The organism is Streptomyces sp. NPDC046303, assembly GCF_055588085.1.
In genome coordinates, this window is the sequence record NZ_JBVJFA010000008.1 from 130083 (window position 1) to 143002 (window position 12920).

At 73.1% G+C, this 12920-nt stretch carries 11 protein-coding genes and 1 riboswitch; of the genes, 6 read left to right on the forward strand and 5 right to left on the reverse strand.

Going from position 1 to position 12920, the window contains the following annotated elements:
• The first annotated feature begins 144 nt into the window (after window positions 1–144).
• The 4 genes from ACZ6I1_RS10920 to ACZ6I1_RS10935 all read left to right on the forward strand — a co-directional run bounded on the left by ACZ6I1_RS10920 (window position 145) and on the right by ACZ6I1_RS10935 (window position 4294).
• On the forward strand, window positions 145–1203 hold the full coding sequence (locus ACZ6I1_RS10920) for a hypothetical protein (protein ID WP_469285525.1): 1059 nt from the start codon (window positions 145–147) through the stop codon (window positions 1201–1203).
• Entirely contained in the window at window positions 1200–1781 is a 582-nt protein-coding gene (locus ACZ6I1_RS10925; protein ID WP_469285527.1) for a toxin-antitoxin system, toxin component, read from the forward strand. The genes ACZ6I1_RS10920 and ACZ6I1_RS10925 overlap by 4 nt, the downstream gene beginning before the upstream one ends.
• Before the next feature lie 74 nt (window positions 1782–1855).
• Entirely contained in the window at window positions 1856–3373 is a 1518-nt protein-coding gene (locus ACZ6I1_RS10930) for an NAD(P)/FAD-dependent oxidoreductase (RefSeq protein WP_469285529.1), read from the forward strand.
• Window positions 3374–3409: 36 nt separating this feature from the next.
• A complete protein-coding gene (locus ACZ6I1_RS10935; RefSeq protein ID WP_469285532.1) occupies window positions 3410–4294 on the forward strand; it encodes a hypothetical protein in 885 nt (294 codons plus the stop codon).
• Window positions 4295–4361: 67 nt separating this feature from the next.
• Here the strand turns inward: ACZ6I1_RS10935 and ACZ6I1_RS10940 are convergent, their stop codons facing one another.
• Entirely contained in the window at window positions 4362–5207 is an 846-nt protein-coding gene (locus tag ACZ6I1_RS10940; RefSeq protein ID WP_215146742.1) for a bifunctional 5,10-methylenetetrahydrofolate dehydrogenase/5,10-methenyltetrahydrofolate cyclohydrolase, read from the reverse strand.
• Between the two features lie 88 nt (window positions 5208–5295).
• Window positions 5296–5389: riboswitch (ZMP/ZTP riboswitch) on the reverse strand.
• Window positions 5390–5445: 56 nt separating this feature from the next.
• Here ACZ6I1_RS10940 and ACZ6I1_RS10945 point away from each other — a divergent pair.
• Window positions 5446–6207, forward strand: coding sequence for a methyltransferase domain-containing protein (locus ACZ6I1_RS10945; RefSeq protein WP_469285534.1), 762 nt, complete (start codon window positions 5446–5448; stop codon window positions 6205–6207).
• Between the two features lie 215 nt (window positions 6208–6422).
• Window positions 6423–8006, forward strand: coding sequence for an RNA polymerase sigma factor (locus ACZ6I1_RS10950; RefSeq protein ID WP_469285536.1), 1584 nt, complete (start codon window positions 6423–6425; stop codon window positions 8004–8006).
• Window positions 8007–8010: 4 nt separating this feature from the next.
• Here the strand turns inward: ACZ6I1_RS10950 and ACZ6I1_RS10955 are convergent, their stop codons facing one another.
• The 4 genes from ACZ6I1_RS10955 to ACZ6I1_RS10970 form a co-directional block, all read right to left on the reverse strand.
• Complete coding sequence (locus tag ACZ6I1_RS10955) at window positions 8011–9804, reverse strand: vWA domain-containing protein (RefSeq protein WP_469285538.1); 1794 nt, start codon at window positions 9802–9804, stop codon at window positions 8011–8013.
• On the reverse strand, window positions 9801–10862 hold the full coding sequence (locus ACZ6I1_RS10960) for an ATP-binding protein (RefSeq protein ID WP_469285540.1): 1062 nt from the start codon (window positions 10860–10862) through the stop codon (window positions 9801–9803). The genes ACZ6I1_RS10955 and ACZ6I1_RS10960 overlap by 4 nt, the downstream gene beginning before the upstream one ends.
• Before the next feature lie 119 nt (window positions 10863–10981).
• Window positions 10982–11431, reverse strand: a complete 450-nt coding sequence (locus ACZ6I1_RS10965) for an SRPBCC family protein (protein WP_469285542.1) — start codon at window positions 11429–11431, stop codon at window positions 10982–10984.
• A 42-nt stretch (window positions 11432–11473) separates the two neighbouring features.
• Complete coding sequence (locus ACZ6I1_RS10970; protein ID WP_469285544.1) at window positions 11474–12856, reverse strand: amino acid permease; 1383 nt, start codon at window positions 12854–12856, stop codon at window positions 11474–11476.
• Window positions 12857–12920: the final 64 nt, after the last annotated feature.

Below are 12920 nucleotides of genomic sequence, written 5' to 3' on the forward strand. Positions count from 1 at the left end.
GTGCCAACTCCGGGGCATGCCAACCTTTTTTGAGCCGTACGGCAGGAAATGTTGCGTTACCGCTGGTTCGGCGGGAGGGGGGCGGCTAGGCTTCACGCAGCCCAGCCCCCTCGAACGTCTTGTCGACTTACGGAGAAGCAGCCGGTGCGAGCCGCCGCCCGACCCGATCTCGCCGCGCTCTGGCGGCGCGTGGAGGAGCTGTCGGAGCGGCACGGACAGGATCCGGCCCCCTTACTGGCCCTCCCCCGCCTGAGTCACCTCTCCGGGGTCGAACCCGGCCGGATACCCGCGGTCATCGCGGGCAGGGCCGCCGAACTGCCCCTGGAACAACGGGTGCACCTGCGCTTCCTGCGGCTGCGCGCCACCCGCCGCGACAAGCACGGCCGGGAGTGGCCGCTCGCCGCCATCGCCGAGGACTTCGACGCACCCGGGGCCTCACTGGGCCCCCTCAACGCCGGGACCGGACTGCCCCGGCTGGGTCACGCGGCCGGCGTGCAGCGCTTCTTCGGGGTCTACGCCGGCTTCCTGCTGGCCGACTGCAAGAGCGCGGTGGAACGAGCCCTCGCCCTCACCCCGGAGGGCCGCGACGACCTGGAGCACCTCTCCCACCTCACCGGCATCACCCCGCAGGCCATCCGGCTCACCCTCGACGGCAGGCCGCCCAGGCTCCCGTTGAAGGAGCAGGTGCGCGAGCGGTTCGAGCACCTGCGGCGCACCCGCGTGCGGGAGGACGGGCAGCCGCACTCGCTGGCGGCCATCGCCCACTCCTTCGACGCCTCCGGCCAGTCGCTGACCCGCCTCGTCCAGGGCGAGGGCCTGCCGAACCTCGCCGCGGCCGCCGGGATCCAGCGGTTCTTCGGCGTGGAGGGCGGCTTCCTGCTGGCCGAGGACACCGAGGCGCTCGGGACCGCCCTCACCTCCATCGCACGGGAACTGGAGTGCGCCCACCGGCAGCAGGAGAACCCGATGCTCGCCGTGCTGCGCGCACACGACGTACGGAGCATCGTCACCCGGGCCGGCCGGCTCTCCCCGCAGGGCTGGAAGTCCCTCGCCGACCACCTGGACGATCTGCTCGCCCGGGAGGGCCAGCTCGGCCGGGAGGGCCAGCTCGGCCGACCGGCCGGCGGCGGCACCGGCGAGGACCCGGCGGCGACCGAGGGCCCGGCGACCGGGGGGCCGGCCCCCGAAGGGGGAACCCGATGAGGACCACACGGGCGATGCGCGCGCTCGCCGGGGGCCTCCTGGCGGACGTCCGCCCGACGCCGCCGGCCGGTGCCGGCGAGATCATCGGCCGCGTGTGCGCCGCGTACGCCCGCCGCCGCGGCGACGGCCGGAAGGTCGATTTCCGCTTCGCTTCCTTCCCGCCCGGCACCGCCAGCGGGCTGTGGCTGGAGATGGCCGAGCGCGACCTGCTCGTCATCGAGGAGCGCACCCGCCCCGAGCACCAGCTCGTCATCGCCTCGCACGAGTTGTGGCACGTCGACGAAGGAACCTGCGACAGCCACGGGCCGGGCATGGCGGTGGCCACGCGCCTGACGGGCCGCCACGGCGACCTCGCCGGACTGCTGCACTCCGACGCCGGGCCGACCGAGGTCATCCGGCAGGCCGCCGCCCGGGCCGACCACGGCGACCCGGCGGAGGTCCGGGCCGAGATCTTCGGCCTGCACCTCGGCAAACTCCTCAGGCCGTACCTGCCTCCACCCCGGGAAGAGCAGTTCCCCGAGGCGATCGAGCGCATCAAGACCTCGCTCGGCTGGGGGAGCCCCGGGTCACGACGGTGACCGGTGCCCGCCCAGCCACCGCACCCCTCGCGCCGATGCCCTCGCAGCACGGCCCCGACAGAGAGCACGACACGATGACCCAGTCTCCTCCGCCCCGCCACGCCGTCGTCATCGGCGGCAGCCTGGCCGGCCTGCTCGCGGCCGCCGTCCTCGCCGAGCACGCGACGGTCACCGTCGTCGACGCGGACCCGCTGCCCGAGGGCCCGGCGCCGCGGCGCGGACTCCCGCAGGCCCGGCACACCCACCTCCTGTGGTCCGGCGGCGCCCGCGCCATCGAGAAGATACTGCCCGGTATCACCGACGACTGGACGGGCGCGGGCGCCATCCGCCGCAGCCTGCCCACCGACCTGGTGACCAAGACCGCACAGGGCTGGATCCCGCGCGTCGGGGAGAAGCAGTTCAACATCTCCTGCAGCCGCGACCTCCTCGACTCGGTGGTCCGCGCCCGGGTGACCGGTCTGAAGGGCGTCTCCACGCTCCAGCGGAGCCGGGTCCGGGCGCTGGAGGGCACCGCCACCCGGGTCACCGGCGTCCGCGTCGACACCCCCGAGGAGCAGGGCGTACTGCTCGCCGCCGACCTCGTGGTCGACGCGAGCGGGCGCGGCTCACGCGCCCGGACCTGGCTCCAGGCACTGGGAGTGACCGGGATCCGGCAGGCCGAGGTCGACTCCGGCCTCGTCTACGCGACGCGGATCTTCGAAGCCCCGCCCGGAGCCCACGAGATGGGCTTCCCCATCGTCAACGTACAGTCGGACCCCCGGGTGCCCGTCCCCGGGCAGACGGCCACCATCGTGCCCATCGAGAACGGCCAGTGGCAGGCCACCCTCTCCGGCACCCGCGGCGGCCAGCCGACCGGCGACGCCGACGCGTTCATCCCCTTCGCGAAGGGCATCCGCGACCCGATCGTCGGCGAACTCCTCGAGGGGAGGAAGCCCCTGACGGACGTCGCCGTCACCCAGGGCACCGCCAACCGCCGGATCTACTTCGAGAAGGCCGAACTGCCGGACGGGTTCTTCGCGGTGGGCGATTCGGTGGCCACCTTCAACCCGCTGTACGGGCAGGGCATGACGGTCGCCGCCCAAGGGCTCCTGGCCGTCCGCTCCCTGCTCCGGCAGAAGGGCCTCGCCCACCCCGGATTCGGCCGCGAGGCGCAGCGTGCGATCGCCCCCCAGGTGAGCACCGCCTGGGAGCTCGCCACCTCGCAGGACATCCTGTACCCGGGGGCCACCGGGATGAAGCCGCGCGCCGGAACCGGCCTGCTCAACGGCTACGTCAACCGGCTGATGACGGGCGCCACCACCCACGAGGCGCTCACCGCCGCCCTGTTCAAGGTGCTCACCATGAGCAGCGCGCCCACCCACTGGCTCCACCCGTCGGTGGTCTGGCACGTCCTGCGCGCCTCGGACCGGGGCGCGCTCAAGGCCCCGCCGCTCACCGCCGCCGAGCGGGCCGTCGCCGGGCTCGGCCCGGTGCCGGGGCCGGCGGGACCGGCGGCGCCCCCCGGCCCGGCAGCGCCCGCCCCGGCGGACCCGGCGGGCCAGGTCGGCTCCGGCCCCGCCGGCCCCGCCGACCCCGTCGGCCAGGCCCGGTGAGCGACGGGATCCTGCGCTTCCTGCCGGGATCCGTCATTGCTCCTGGCCCTGCTGATCAAGGCGCCGACGCTGCGCCGGGAGGGGAACCAGCCCCTGAACCGGGCGGCCTGCGCGCTGCTCGTCGTGGGCGCTCCCCTCACGTTCCTGGCGTCGCCGTCGACGGTCTCCGCGGTCAACCGCCTCACCGGCGTGGTGAACTTCTCCGCACCGCTGGTGTTCGGCCTGTGGGGCGGCGGCCCGCCCGCGGCCGTGCGGCGGGCCACCCGGCTGACGGTGGCCGTGTTCGGCGCGGTGACCGTGGCGATCGTCGTGCTGTTCGTGGTCGGCGACACCCCGGTGGAACGGGTCCGGGATCTGGACACGTACTACGCCACCACGCCGTGGATCCGCGAGATGATCGTCTGCTTCCTGCTGGCGCACACCGTGGGGACCTCGGCGCTGACCGTGCCGTGCGGCAAGTGGCTACGGCGCGCGGACCGGTCGCTGCGCCCGCTGCGGACGGGCCTGGCGCTGATCGTGTGCGGCGGTCTGCTGGACCTGGCCTGCCTCGCCGCGAAATGGGCCTCGGTGGCGGCGTGCTGGGCCGGCCGGGACTGGGGGGTCCCGGCGGACACGGCCCTGTCGCTGGCCTCCGCGGCGGCCCTGTTGATCGGTGCGGGGTTCGTCGTGCCGCTGGTCGGCGGGCGCAGCTCCCGGGCGAGGGCGTCCAGCGGGCCGGTGACCAGCCGGTACGGGTCCGGGTGCCCGCCCTCCGCGCCCGCCGCCCGGCGCCGGCAGGCCACGGCGAGCACGGCGGCGTCCGCGACGACGGCGGCCCGGGACTCGTCCAGTCCCGGCTCCCCCGTCGTGGCCGCGGCCCGGGAGGCGGCCGCCAGCGGCGGCCGGGCCCCGGTGGAGACCTCCACGCGCCGGGCGGAGTAGACCCCCCGCGCCGAGGTCGTACGACGCCCCGGACCGCACAGCCCGGGGCGTTCGGTCCGGCTGGGGCTCAGAGGTCCGCGAGGGCCAGCCCGGCCTGCGCGGCGGCGGCCTGGACGGTCTGCTCGAGCAGGACGGCGATGGTCATCGGGCCGACCCCGCCCGGTACCGGCGTGATCAGCGAGGCGCGGGCGGCGGCGGACTCGAAGTGCACGTCGCCGACGTTGCCCTCGTTGTAGCCGGCGTCCAGGACCACCGCGCCCGGCTTGATGTCCTCGCCGCGGATGAACTCGGCCTTACCCACGGCGGCGACCAGCACGTCCGCCTGGCGCACGATCGAGGGAAGGTCCCGGGTGCGGGAGTGGCAGTAGGTGACGGTGGCGTTCTGCTCCAGCAGCAGCATCCCGGCCGGCTTGCCCAGGATCGCGCTGCGGCCGACGACCACGGCGTGCTTGCCGGTGAGGTCCACGTCATAGGCGGCGAGCAGGCGCATGATGCCGCCCGGGGTGCAGGAGACGAAGCCCGGCAGTCCGAAGCCCATGGCGGCGAAGGAGTGCATGGTGACGCCGTCGACGTCCTTGCCGGGGGCGATGGCCTCGAAGGCGGCGCGCTCGTCGATGTGGTGCGGGACGGGGTGCTGGAGCAGGATGCCGCTGATCTCCGGGTCCTCGGAGAGCGCGGTGAGGGTGGCGACCAGTTCCTCGGTGGTGGTCTCGGCCGGCAGCTCCACGTGGCGGGAGGTGATCCCGGCCTTGGCGCAGCGGTTCTGCTTCATGCGCACGTAGGTCACGGAGGCGGGGTCCTCGCCGACCAGCACGGTCGCGAGGCAGGGCGCGGTGCCGGTGCGCTCGGTGATCTTCGCCGCGTAGGCGGCGGTCTGCTCCGAGATGCGGCGGGCGAGGGCGGTGCCGTCCATCAGCCGGGCGGGGGCGGTGGCGGGCTGGGCAGTCTGGGCAGTCGTCACGGGATCTCCTGAACGTCGCTGCGGTACGCGGTCGCGGTTCGCGGTTCGCCCAGGCGCGCGGCAGTCGACGTACGGGAGTACGCCGGGCCGCTCCCCGGTGGTGATCCACCCGAACGCCAGTCACGGCCCGTGTCCACTGTAGTCGACATATCCGGTGGTTCACCGGCGCCCGACCTGGGACGATCGCTGCATGACGCGCACTTTCGACCATCTTGTGGCGGAGGCGGAGTCGGTCTCCGTGGACGGCTGGGACTTCTCCTGGCTCGACGGCCGGGCCACCGAGCAGCGCCCGTCCTGGGGCTACCAGCGGCTGCTCGCGGAGCGCCTGGCGCGCGTCCGGTCCGCCCTGGACATCCAGACGGGCGGCGGCGAGGTGCTGGCCGGAGCGGGTCCGCTGCCCCCGCTGACGGCGGCCACGGAGTCCTGGCCGCCGAACATCGAGCGGGCGACCCGGCTGCTGCACCCGCTGGGCGCGGTGGTGGTCGCCGACTCCGACGAGCCGCCGCTGCCCTTCGGCGACGAGGCCTTCGAGCTGGTCACCAGCCGGCACCCGGTGACCGTCTGGTGGGACGAGATCGCCCGGGTCCTGCGGCCCGGCGGCACCTACCTGTCCCAGCAGGTCGGTCCGGCGAGCGTCTTCGAGCTGGTCGAGTTCTTCCTCGGCCCCCAGCCGGAGGAGGTCCGGCGCGCCCGGCACCCCGACGACGCGGTGGCCGGCGCCGCGAAGGCCGGCCTCGAGGTCGTGGATCTGCGCTCGGAACGCCTGCGTACGGAGTTCCACGACATCGGAGCCGTGATCTACTTTCTCCGGAAGGTGATCTGGATGGTGCCCGGCTTCACGGTCGGGCAGTACCGGGACCGGTTGCGCGAGCTGCACGAACGGATCGCACGCGAAGGCCCGTTCGTCGCGCACACCGCCCGCTTCCTCGTCGAAGCCCGCAAAACGGGCTGACGGCCGGGGGCGGACGGACTGGCTCGGATTTGGTTGCGCGGCCACAGCGTGGCGCAGGTCACTCAATTCAGCGCGTAACGAATCGACTCGGGCATGCGATGAACCGACAGGTGTCATCGCGCGGCCCCGGAATACAGACCCCCCTCGGGTCTGTTTCCCGAGTTCGCGCGATGATGTCCCGCCCGCCCTTATCTGTTCGCAACGAGAGGCTCCTTGTGTCGCTCAGCCCGTCCCGTACGTTCCCTCCGGAGATCGCCGAATCGGAGGCCCTCGTCGCGCTCGTCGAGCGCGGCCGCGAGCAGGGTCACATCAACGGTGACGATGTGCGCCAGGCCTTCGAGGCCGGCCGCATCCCGGTGGACCAGTGGAAGCGGGTCCTGCGCAGCCTGAACCAGGTCCTGGACGAGGAGGGTGTCGCCCTCCACGTCAGCGCCGCCCCCGCCACCAAGGCTGCTGCCAAGAAGCCCCGCAAGGCAGCCGCCGCCCCCGCCCGCACCGTGGCCAAGAAGGCTGCCGCGGCGCCGCGCCCCATCGGCGCGCGCAAGACCGCGGCCGCCGCGCCCCCGGCCACCGCTGCGGCGATATCCGCTCCCCCGGCCACCGGGGACGAGGCGACGGCCGAGGCCGCCGCCGAGCCGAAGAAGCGGGCGGTCAAGAAGACCGCGACCGCCGCGAAGAAGACCACCGCCAAGAAGACGGCGGCCAAGAAGACCAGCGCCAAGGACGCCGACGAGGGCGAGACCCCCGTGGTGGAGGGCGAGGACTGGGCAGCCGAGGACCTCGCCGACGAGGCCGAGGAGGAGACCCCCAAGGCCGGGGGCGCCCAGGGCTTCGTGCTGTCCGACGACGACGAGGACGACGCCCCGGCGCAGACGGTCATGGTGGCCGGCGCCACCGCCGACCCCGTCAAGGACTACCTCAAGCTCATCGGCAAGGTGCCGCTCCTCAACGCCGAGCAGGAGGTCGAGCTCGCCAAGCGCATCGAGGCGGGCCTGTTCTCCGAGTACAAGCTCGAAGAGGAGGAGGACCACAAGCCCGCGTTCAAGCGCGAGCTGGAGATCCTCGTCGAGGACGGCCGCCGCGCGAAGAACCACCTGCTGGAGGCCAACCTCCGCCTCGTGGTCTCCCTCGCCAAGCGCTACACCGGCCGCGGCATGCTCTTCCTGGACCTGATCCAGGAGGGCAACGTCGGCCTGATCCGCGCCGTGGAGAAGTTCGACTACACCAAGGGCTTCAAGTTCTCCACGTATGCGACCTGGTGGATCCGGCAGGCGATCACGCGTGCCATGGCCGACCAGTCGCGCACCATCCGCATCCCCGTGCACATGGTCGAGATCATCAACAAGCTCGCCCGCGTGCAGCGCCAGATGCTCCAGGACCTGGGCCGCGAGCCCACCCCGGAGGAGCTGGGCAAGGAACTCGACATGACCCCGGAGAAGGTCATCGAGGTCCAGAAGTACGGCCGCGAGCCGATCTCCCTGCACACCCCGCTGGGTGAGGAGGGCGACAGCGAGTTCGGTGACCTCATCGAGGACTCCGAGGCCGTCGTACCGGCCGACGCGGTGTCCTTCACCTTCCTGCAGGAGCAGCTCCAGTCCATCCTGGGCACGCTCTCCGAGCGCGAGGCGGGCGTGGTCTCCATGCGCTACGGCCTCAACGACGGCCAGCCGAAGACCCTGGACGAGATCGGCCGCGTGTACGGGGTCACCCGTGAGCGCATCCGCCAGATCGAGTCCAAGACCATGTCGAAGCTGCGCCACCCGTCGCGTTCGCAGGTGCTGCGCGACTACCTCGACTGAGCCCTCAGGCCAGTCGGAAGACCGGCCCTCGTGGCGTGAACGGCAGGGAGGCACCCTGCGGAACCAGGAAGGCGTGTTCGCGCCTGATCCGCAGGGTGTCGCACCAGCCGTCCGTGATCACGAGGACCGGGGCCCCGGGCGGGAAGTCCTCCGCCCGGTGCAGCAGGTCGATGCCCGGCTGCAGCTCGGTGCCGCCGCGGCCGCGGACCTGCACCCGGCCCGCGATCTCGGTGGGCGGCAGATAGCCCGCGTCGTACGGCGCCGCGTCGCAGAAGACGACGCGTGCCGCCGGTACGTCGCGGGCTTCCGCGTACGAGGCGATGGCGCCCAGCGCCTTGCCAAGGGTGGTGTCCATCGAGCCCGAGGTGTCCAGCACCACGCCGAAGGTGCAGCGGGCCACCTCCTCGGGCGGGAAGCAGCGGCCCGCGCGCGGGATGTCGGGGGTGGACGCCTGGCGGCGGGCCGGGCGCGCGTAGCTCCGCACGGGCACGGGCCGGGGCACGTACGCGTCGAACCAGCGGGCGAGCCGCGCGTCCCAGGGCACCGGCGGATGGGCCAGCGCCCGGATCTCCTGGACCAGCCCGGCGGGCAGCAGGCCCCGCTCCCCGTGGACGTGCAGGTCGAAGCCCTGGACCAGGCCGCGCCGGTAGAACTCGTCGAGGTCCGCGTACGGGCGCCCTGCGCCATGCGGGAGCGGCTCCCCCAGGATGTCCCCGGCGCCCTTGCCGCGCAGGGTCGCGAGCCGCCGCATCCGGCGCAGGTCGACGGTGATCCGGTCGTAGACCTCCTCGACCGAGAGCCCCTTCAGCAGCGGGTCGTACAGCAGGCCCTCCGGCATGCTCCCGACCCGCATCTCGACCAGCCAGCCGTTGACCACGTAGTCCGCGGCGACGTTGTGCAGGTACGGGTCGCGGGCGCCGCGGCGCTCGCCGTGGCGCAGGGCGGCGTGCAGCATCTCGTGGGCCAGGATGAACCGCCACTCCTCGTCGTCGAAGGTGCGCAGCGGGTTGATGTAGATCTCTCCGGCGGTGGCGCTGACGGCGGCGATGGCGATGTCCTGGGCGCGGGCCAGCTCGGCGTCGGCGACGACGGTCAGCCCGGCCGCCAGGCCGCCCAGCAGGGGGTACGAGGAGACGAACCAGTTCAGCGCGCGGTCCCAGGGGCGCTCGGTGCGGCCCTCGTGGCCGCCGGCGGCGACCATGGTGGCGGAGACGGCCCGGGTGAGGGCGTGTGCGAAGGCGGTCTCCCAGTCGGGGACCGCGTGCCCGAAGCCGCGCCAGCCCACCAGGACCTGGTCGGGGTGGGCCCCGGCGGTGCCGCAGTTCTCGTAGGCGGGCGGGATGCCGTCGCGGCGCCAGCGGGCGGCGAGCTGTTCCTCGTCGCCGCCGGGGTACTCGGCGGGGAGGTGGTCCGGGGCCCGGCCGACCGGGAAGGTCAGCAGGAAGCGGTTGACGACGGTGCAGCGGGCGGCGAGGGCGAAGCGGTCGGGCTGGGGGCGGTCCTCCCCCTCGGCGGCCGGTACGTGCCCGAAGCCGAGGTGGAGCAGGGCGTGGGCGAGCGCCCAGGCCCATTCCCGGGGCTCGGCCCGCTTCGTGGGGTGGACGTGCAGGGTGCCGTTGGAGGTGACGGCGACCAGCCCCCCGGCGGGGGTGTTCGCGCATCGGGTCTCGCGGCAGATCGTGCCCTGGACCGCGCCGAGGGCCGGGTTCCGCTTGACCAGGGCCAGGCCCTCGGCGAAGGCCTCGGCCGCCGGATCCGGCTTGCCCGCAGCGGCCTTGTTCCGCGAGGTCCGGCTCACCGGCGGGCCTCGACCAGGCGGGGCATGTCGCGTGCGGCCTCGATCAGGAACCAGCCGGGCAGCACCGGCAGACCGTCGGCGTCGCCCGCGATGACGGTCTGGGCGACCTCGACGGATATCTCGGCGAGCTGCACGAGCAGCGACTTGGCCCGGTAGGCGGTCTCGCGCACGGCGGGCGAGACGTGGGTCTTGTCGGCGGGGAGTTCCTTGACCAGGCGTCCCCGGAAGGCCTCCGCCAGGTAGTACAGCAGGTCCCGGTCCTCCGGGCGGCGCGGCCAGCCCGCGTCGCCCTTGATGATCGCCTCGATGCCGAAGGTGTGGCGGACGATCTTGGCGTAGCCGCAGAAGGAGACGGCGTGCGCGGGGGTGAGGGTGCCGTGCGCGACGACCTTCAGGGTCTGCTCGTCCAGGCCGGTCCCGAAGGAGTGCAGGGCGTCGGAGAGCATGTGCCAGGAGCGCGGCGTGGAGAACGCCTCTTCCGTCTTGGGCGGCTGCGACCACAGGTGGTCGGGGCGGTCCGTGAGGTAGTCGGTGACCCAGGGGTGGATGCCGTTCTCCCCGGCCCAGACCAGCCAGTCCCGCGCGGACGCCTGGAGGTGGACGTGGGTGAGGCGGTTGACGAGGGCGGAGGCGATCGGGCGGGCCAGCGCGTTGTCGGTGGCGCGGTTTCCTGCGCCGATGACGATGGAGCCGGCGGGCAGCTCGTACGAGCCGATCCGGCGGTCCAGGATCAGCGAGTAGAAGGCCTTCTGCACGTCGGGGCTCGCGGCGTTGAGCTCGTCGAGGAAGAGGCAGTACGGCTCGTCGCGGGCGATGGCCTCGGGCGGGCAGAAGACGGACCGGCCGTCACGGATCTGCGGTACGCCGATCAGGTCCTCGGGGGCGAGCTGGGTGCCGAGCAGGCTGACGCATTCCAGGCCGAGCGAGTCGGCGAACTTCCATACCAGCGAGGACTTTCCGATGCCGGGAGCGCCCCACAGGAACACGGGCCGCACGGTGGCGAGGCCGAGGAGCAGTTCGGGGATCTGGGCGGGGGTGACGGTGACGGCAGCCTGCACGGGCGTGGATGTCCTTGGGAGTTCGGGTGCGTGGTGCGCCCAGTGTGGGCGCACCACACCGCCCGCGGCACCCGGTTTTCCCGGCGCCCCGGCGTCAGCTCGTGCAGGCGGCTCGGGGGTCAGCTCGCGGAGTGCTCCAGCAGGTGCTTGAGCTTCTCCTCGCTCCGGGGCATCTCCTTGCGCATCTTGGGCTTGACCGCGAGGGGGACCAGCGCCCTGCCCAGGCCGTGGCCCTCGAAGTCGACGGACAGGGTGAGGCGGGATCGGGCCCCGCCGTCGAGGGGTTCGATGCGGCCCCGTACGTCGGGGCGGACCGGTCCGTCGACGCCGTGGATGTGCCAGCTCCTCGGCGGGTCGAGTTCCGTGAACTCCATGGTCGAGGGCATCCGGCGCTTGCCGAACTGCCGGGTGACGACGACCCGCGAACCGACGTGGACGGGGAGGTCGCCCATCGGAACGGCGGACACGGCGCTGTCCTGCCACTCGGGCAGGTGCAAGGGGTCCGTGATGTAGGAGTAGACGTCCTCGGGCCTGCGGTCGATGTCGATGCTGTTGCTGATCGCTGACATGGCGACCCCTTAGAGCCCCCCTGGGTGGCCTCTCCTTCCAAACTACCGCGCGGGCGTGGCGGCCGCGCGCCTCCTGCGGCCGGCCATCACGGCGTGGACCGCGACCCCGGCGAAGAGGAAGAGCACGCCCTGGTAGACGGCGGCGTAGCCGGAGCCGGCCACCAGCCACATGGAGAAGGCGAAGGCCAGGGCGGCGAGGGCGCCGTCGCGGATCAGGCGCCCGGGGCGGACGCGATCGGACTGTCCCGAGAGCAGGAAGTAGAGCTGCGCGGCGGTCGAGAGCAGGTACGGGACGGTGGCGGTGAAGGTGGTCACCAGCACCAGGATCTCGAAGACCCCCTCCGAGCCGGCTGTGTAGTTGTAGACGGTCAGGGCGGAGGCGAGGACGACGGTGACGACGACGCCGGCCACCGGGACGCCGCGTCGCTTCGTCGCGAAGACCTTCGGGAAGAGCCCGTCCCTGGCCGCGGCGTACGGGGTCTGCGCGCTGAGCAGGGTCCAGCCGTTGAGGGCGCCGACCATCGAGATCACGGCGGCGCAGGCGACCACCGTGCCGCCCCACGTACCTCCGAAGATGGAGTTGACGGCGTCCGTGAAGGGCGCCTGGGAGGAGACGAGGGTGTCGTGGGCGACCAGGCCGAAGACGGAGAGGGTGCCCAGCAGGTAGACGGCGGCCGCGCCCACGGTGCCGAGGATGGTGGCCCGGCCGACGTTGCGCGCGGGGTCGCGCACCTCGCCGGCGCTGACGGCGGCGGACTCGACGCCCAGGTAGCTGAAGAGCAGGATCGCGGCGGAGGCGGAGACGGCTCCGACGGCGGTGTGGTCGGTGGCCCTGAAGGGGCCGAGGTTGGCCGGGTCGAAGAAGAACAGGCCGCCCACGGCGACGAACAGCAGCGGGGCGAACTTCAGGACGGTGGAGACGAGCTGGACGGCGCCGACGTACCGGGTGCCCGCCAGGTTGGCGAGCGCGGGGAGCCACTGCACGGCGAGGGCGGCCAGGCACAGGGACCACGTGTGCGTGCCGATCGCGGGGAAGAGGACCGCGAGGTAGCCGACGGCCGCCACCGCCAGGGCCGCGTTGGAGACCCAGGTGGTGATCCAGTAGCTCCAGGCGGCGAGGAACCCGGCGAAGTCGCCGAAGGCGGCGCGCGCGTAGACGTACGGGCCGCCGGTCTGCGGGTGCCGCTGGGCGAGGCGTCCGAAGACGAGGGCGAGGGCGACCGCGCCGAGCGTGAGCACGGCGAAGGCGACGAGGCTGATGGTGCCGAAGGGTGCCACCGAGGCCGGCAGGAGGAAGATTCCGCCGCCGATGATGTTGCCCATGACCAGGCAGGTGGCGACGGGCAGACCGAAGCGCCGCTCGCCTTGCGGGTGGGGCTCCGCAGTCCTGGACGTCTCGGTGGGCGGGGCTGCGGTGCTGGTCATGGGTGGTGCGCCTCTGGGTGTCTCACATGGTGGGCAGGTCACCACATGGTTGACCACGGTCAAT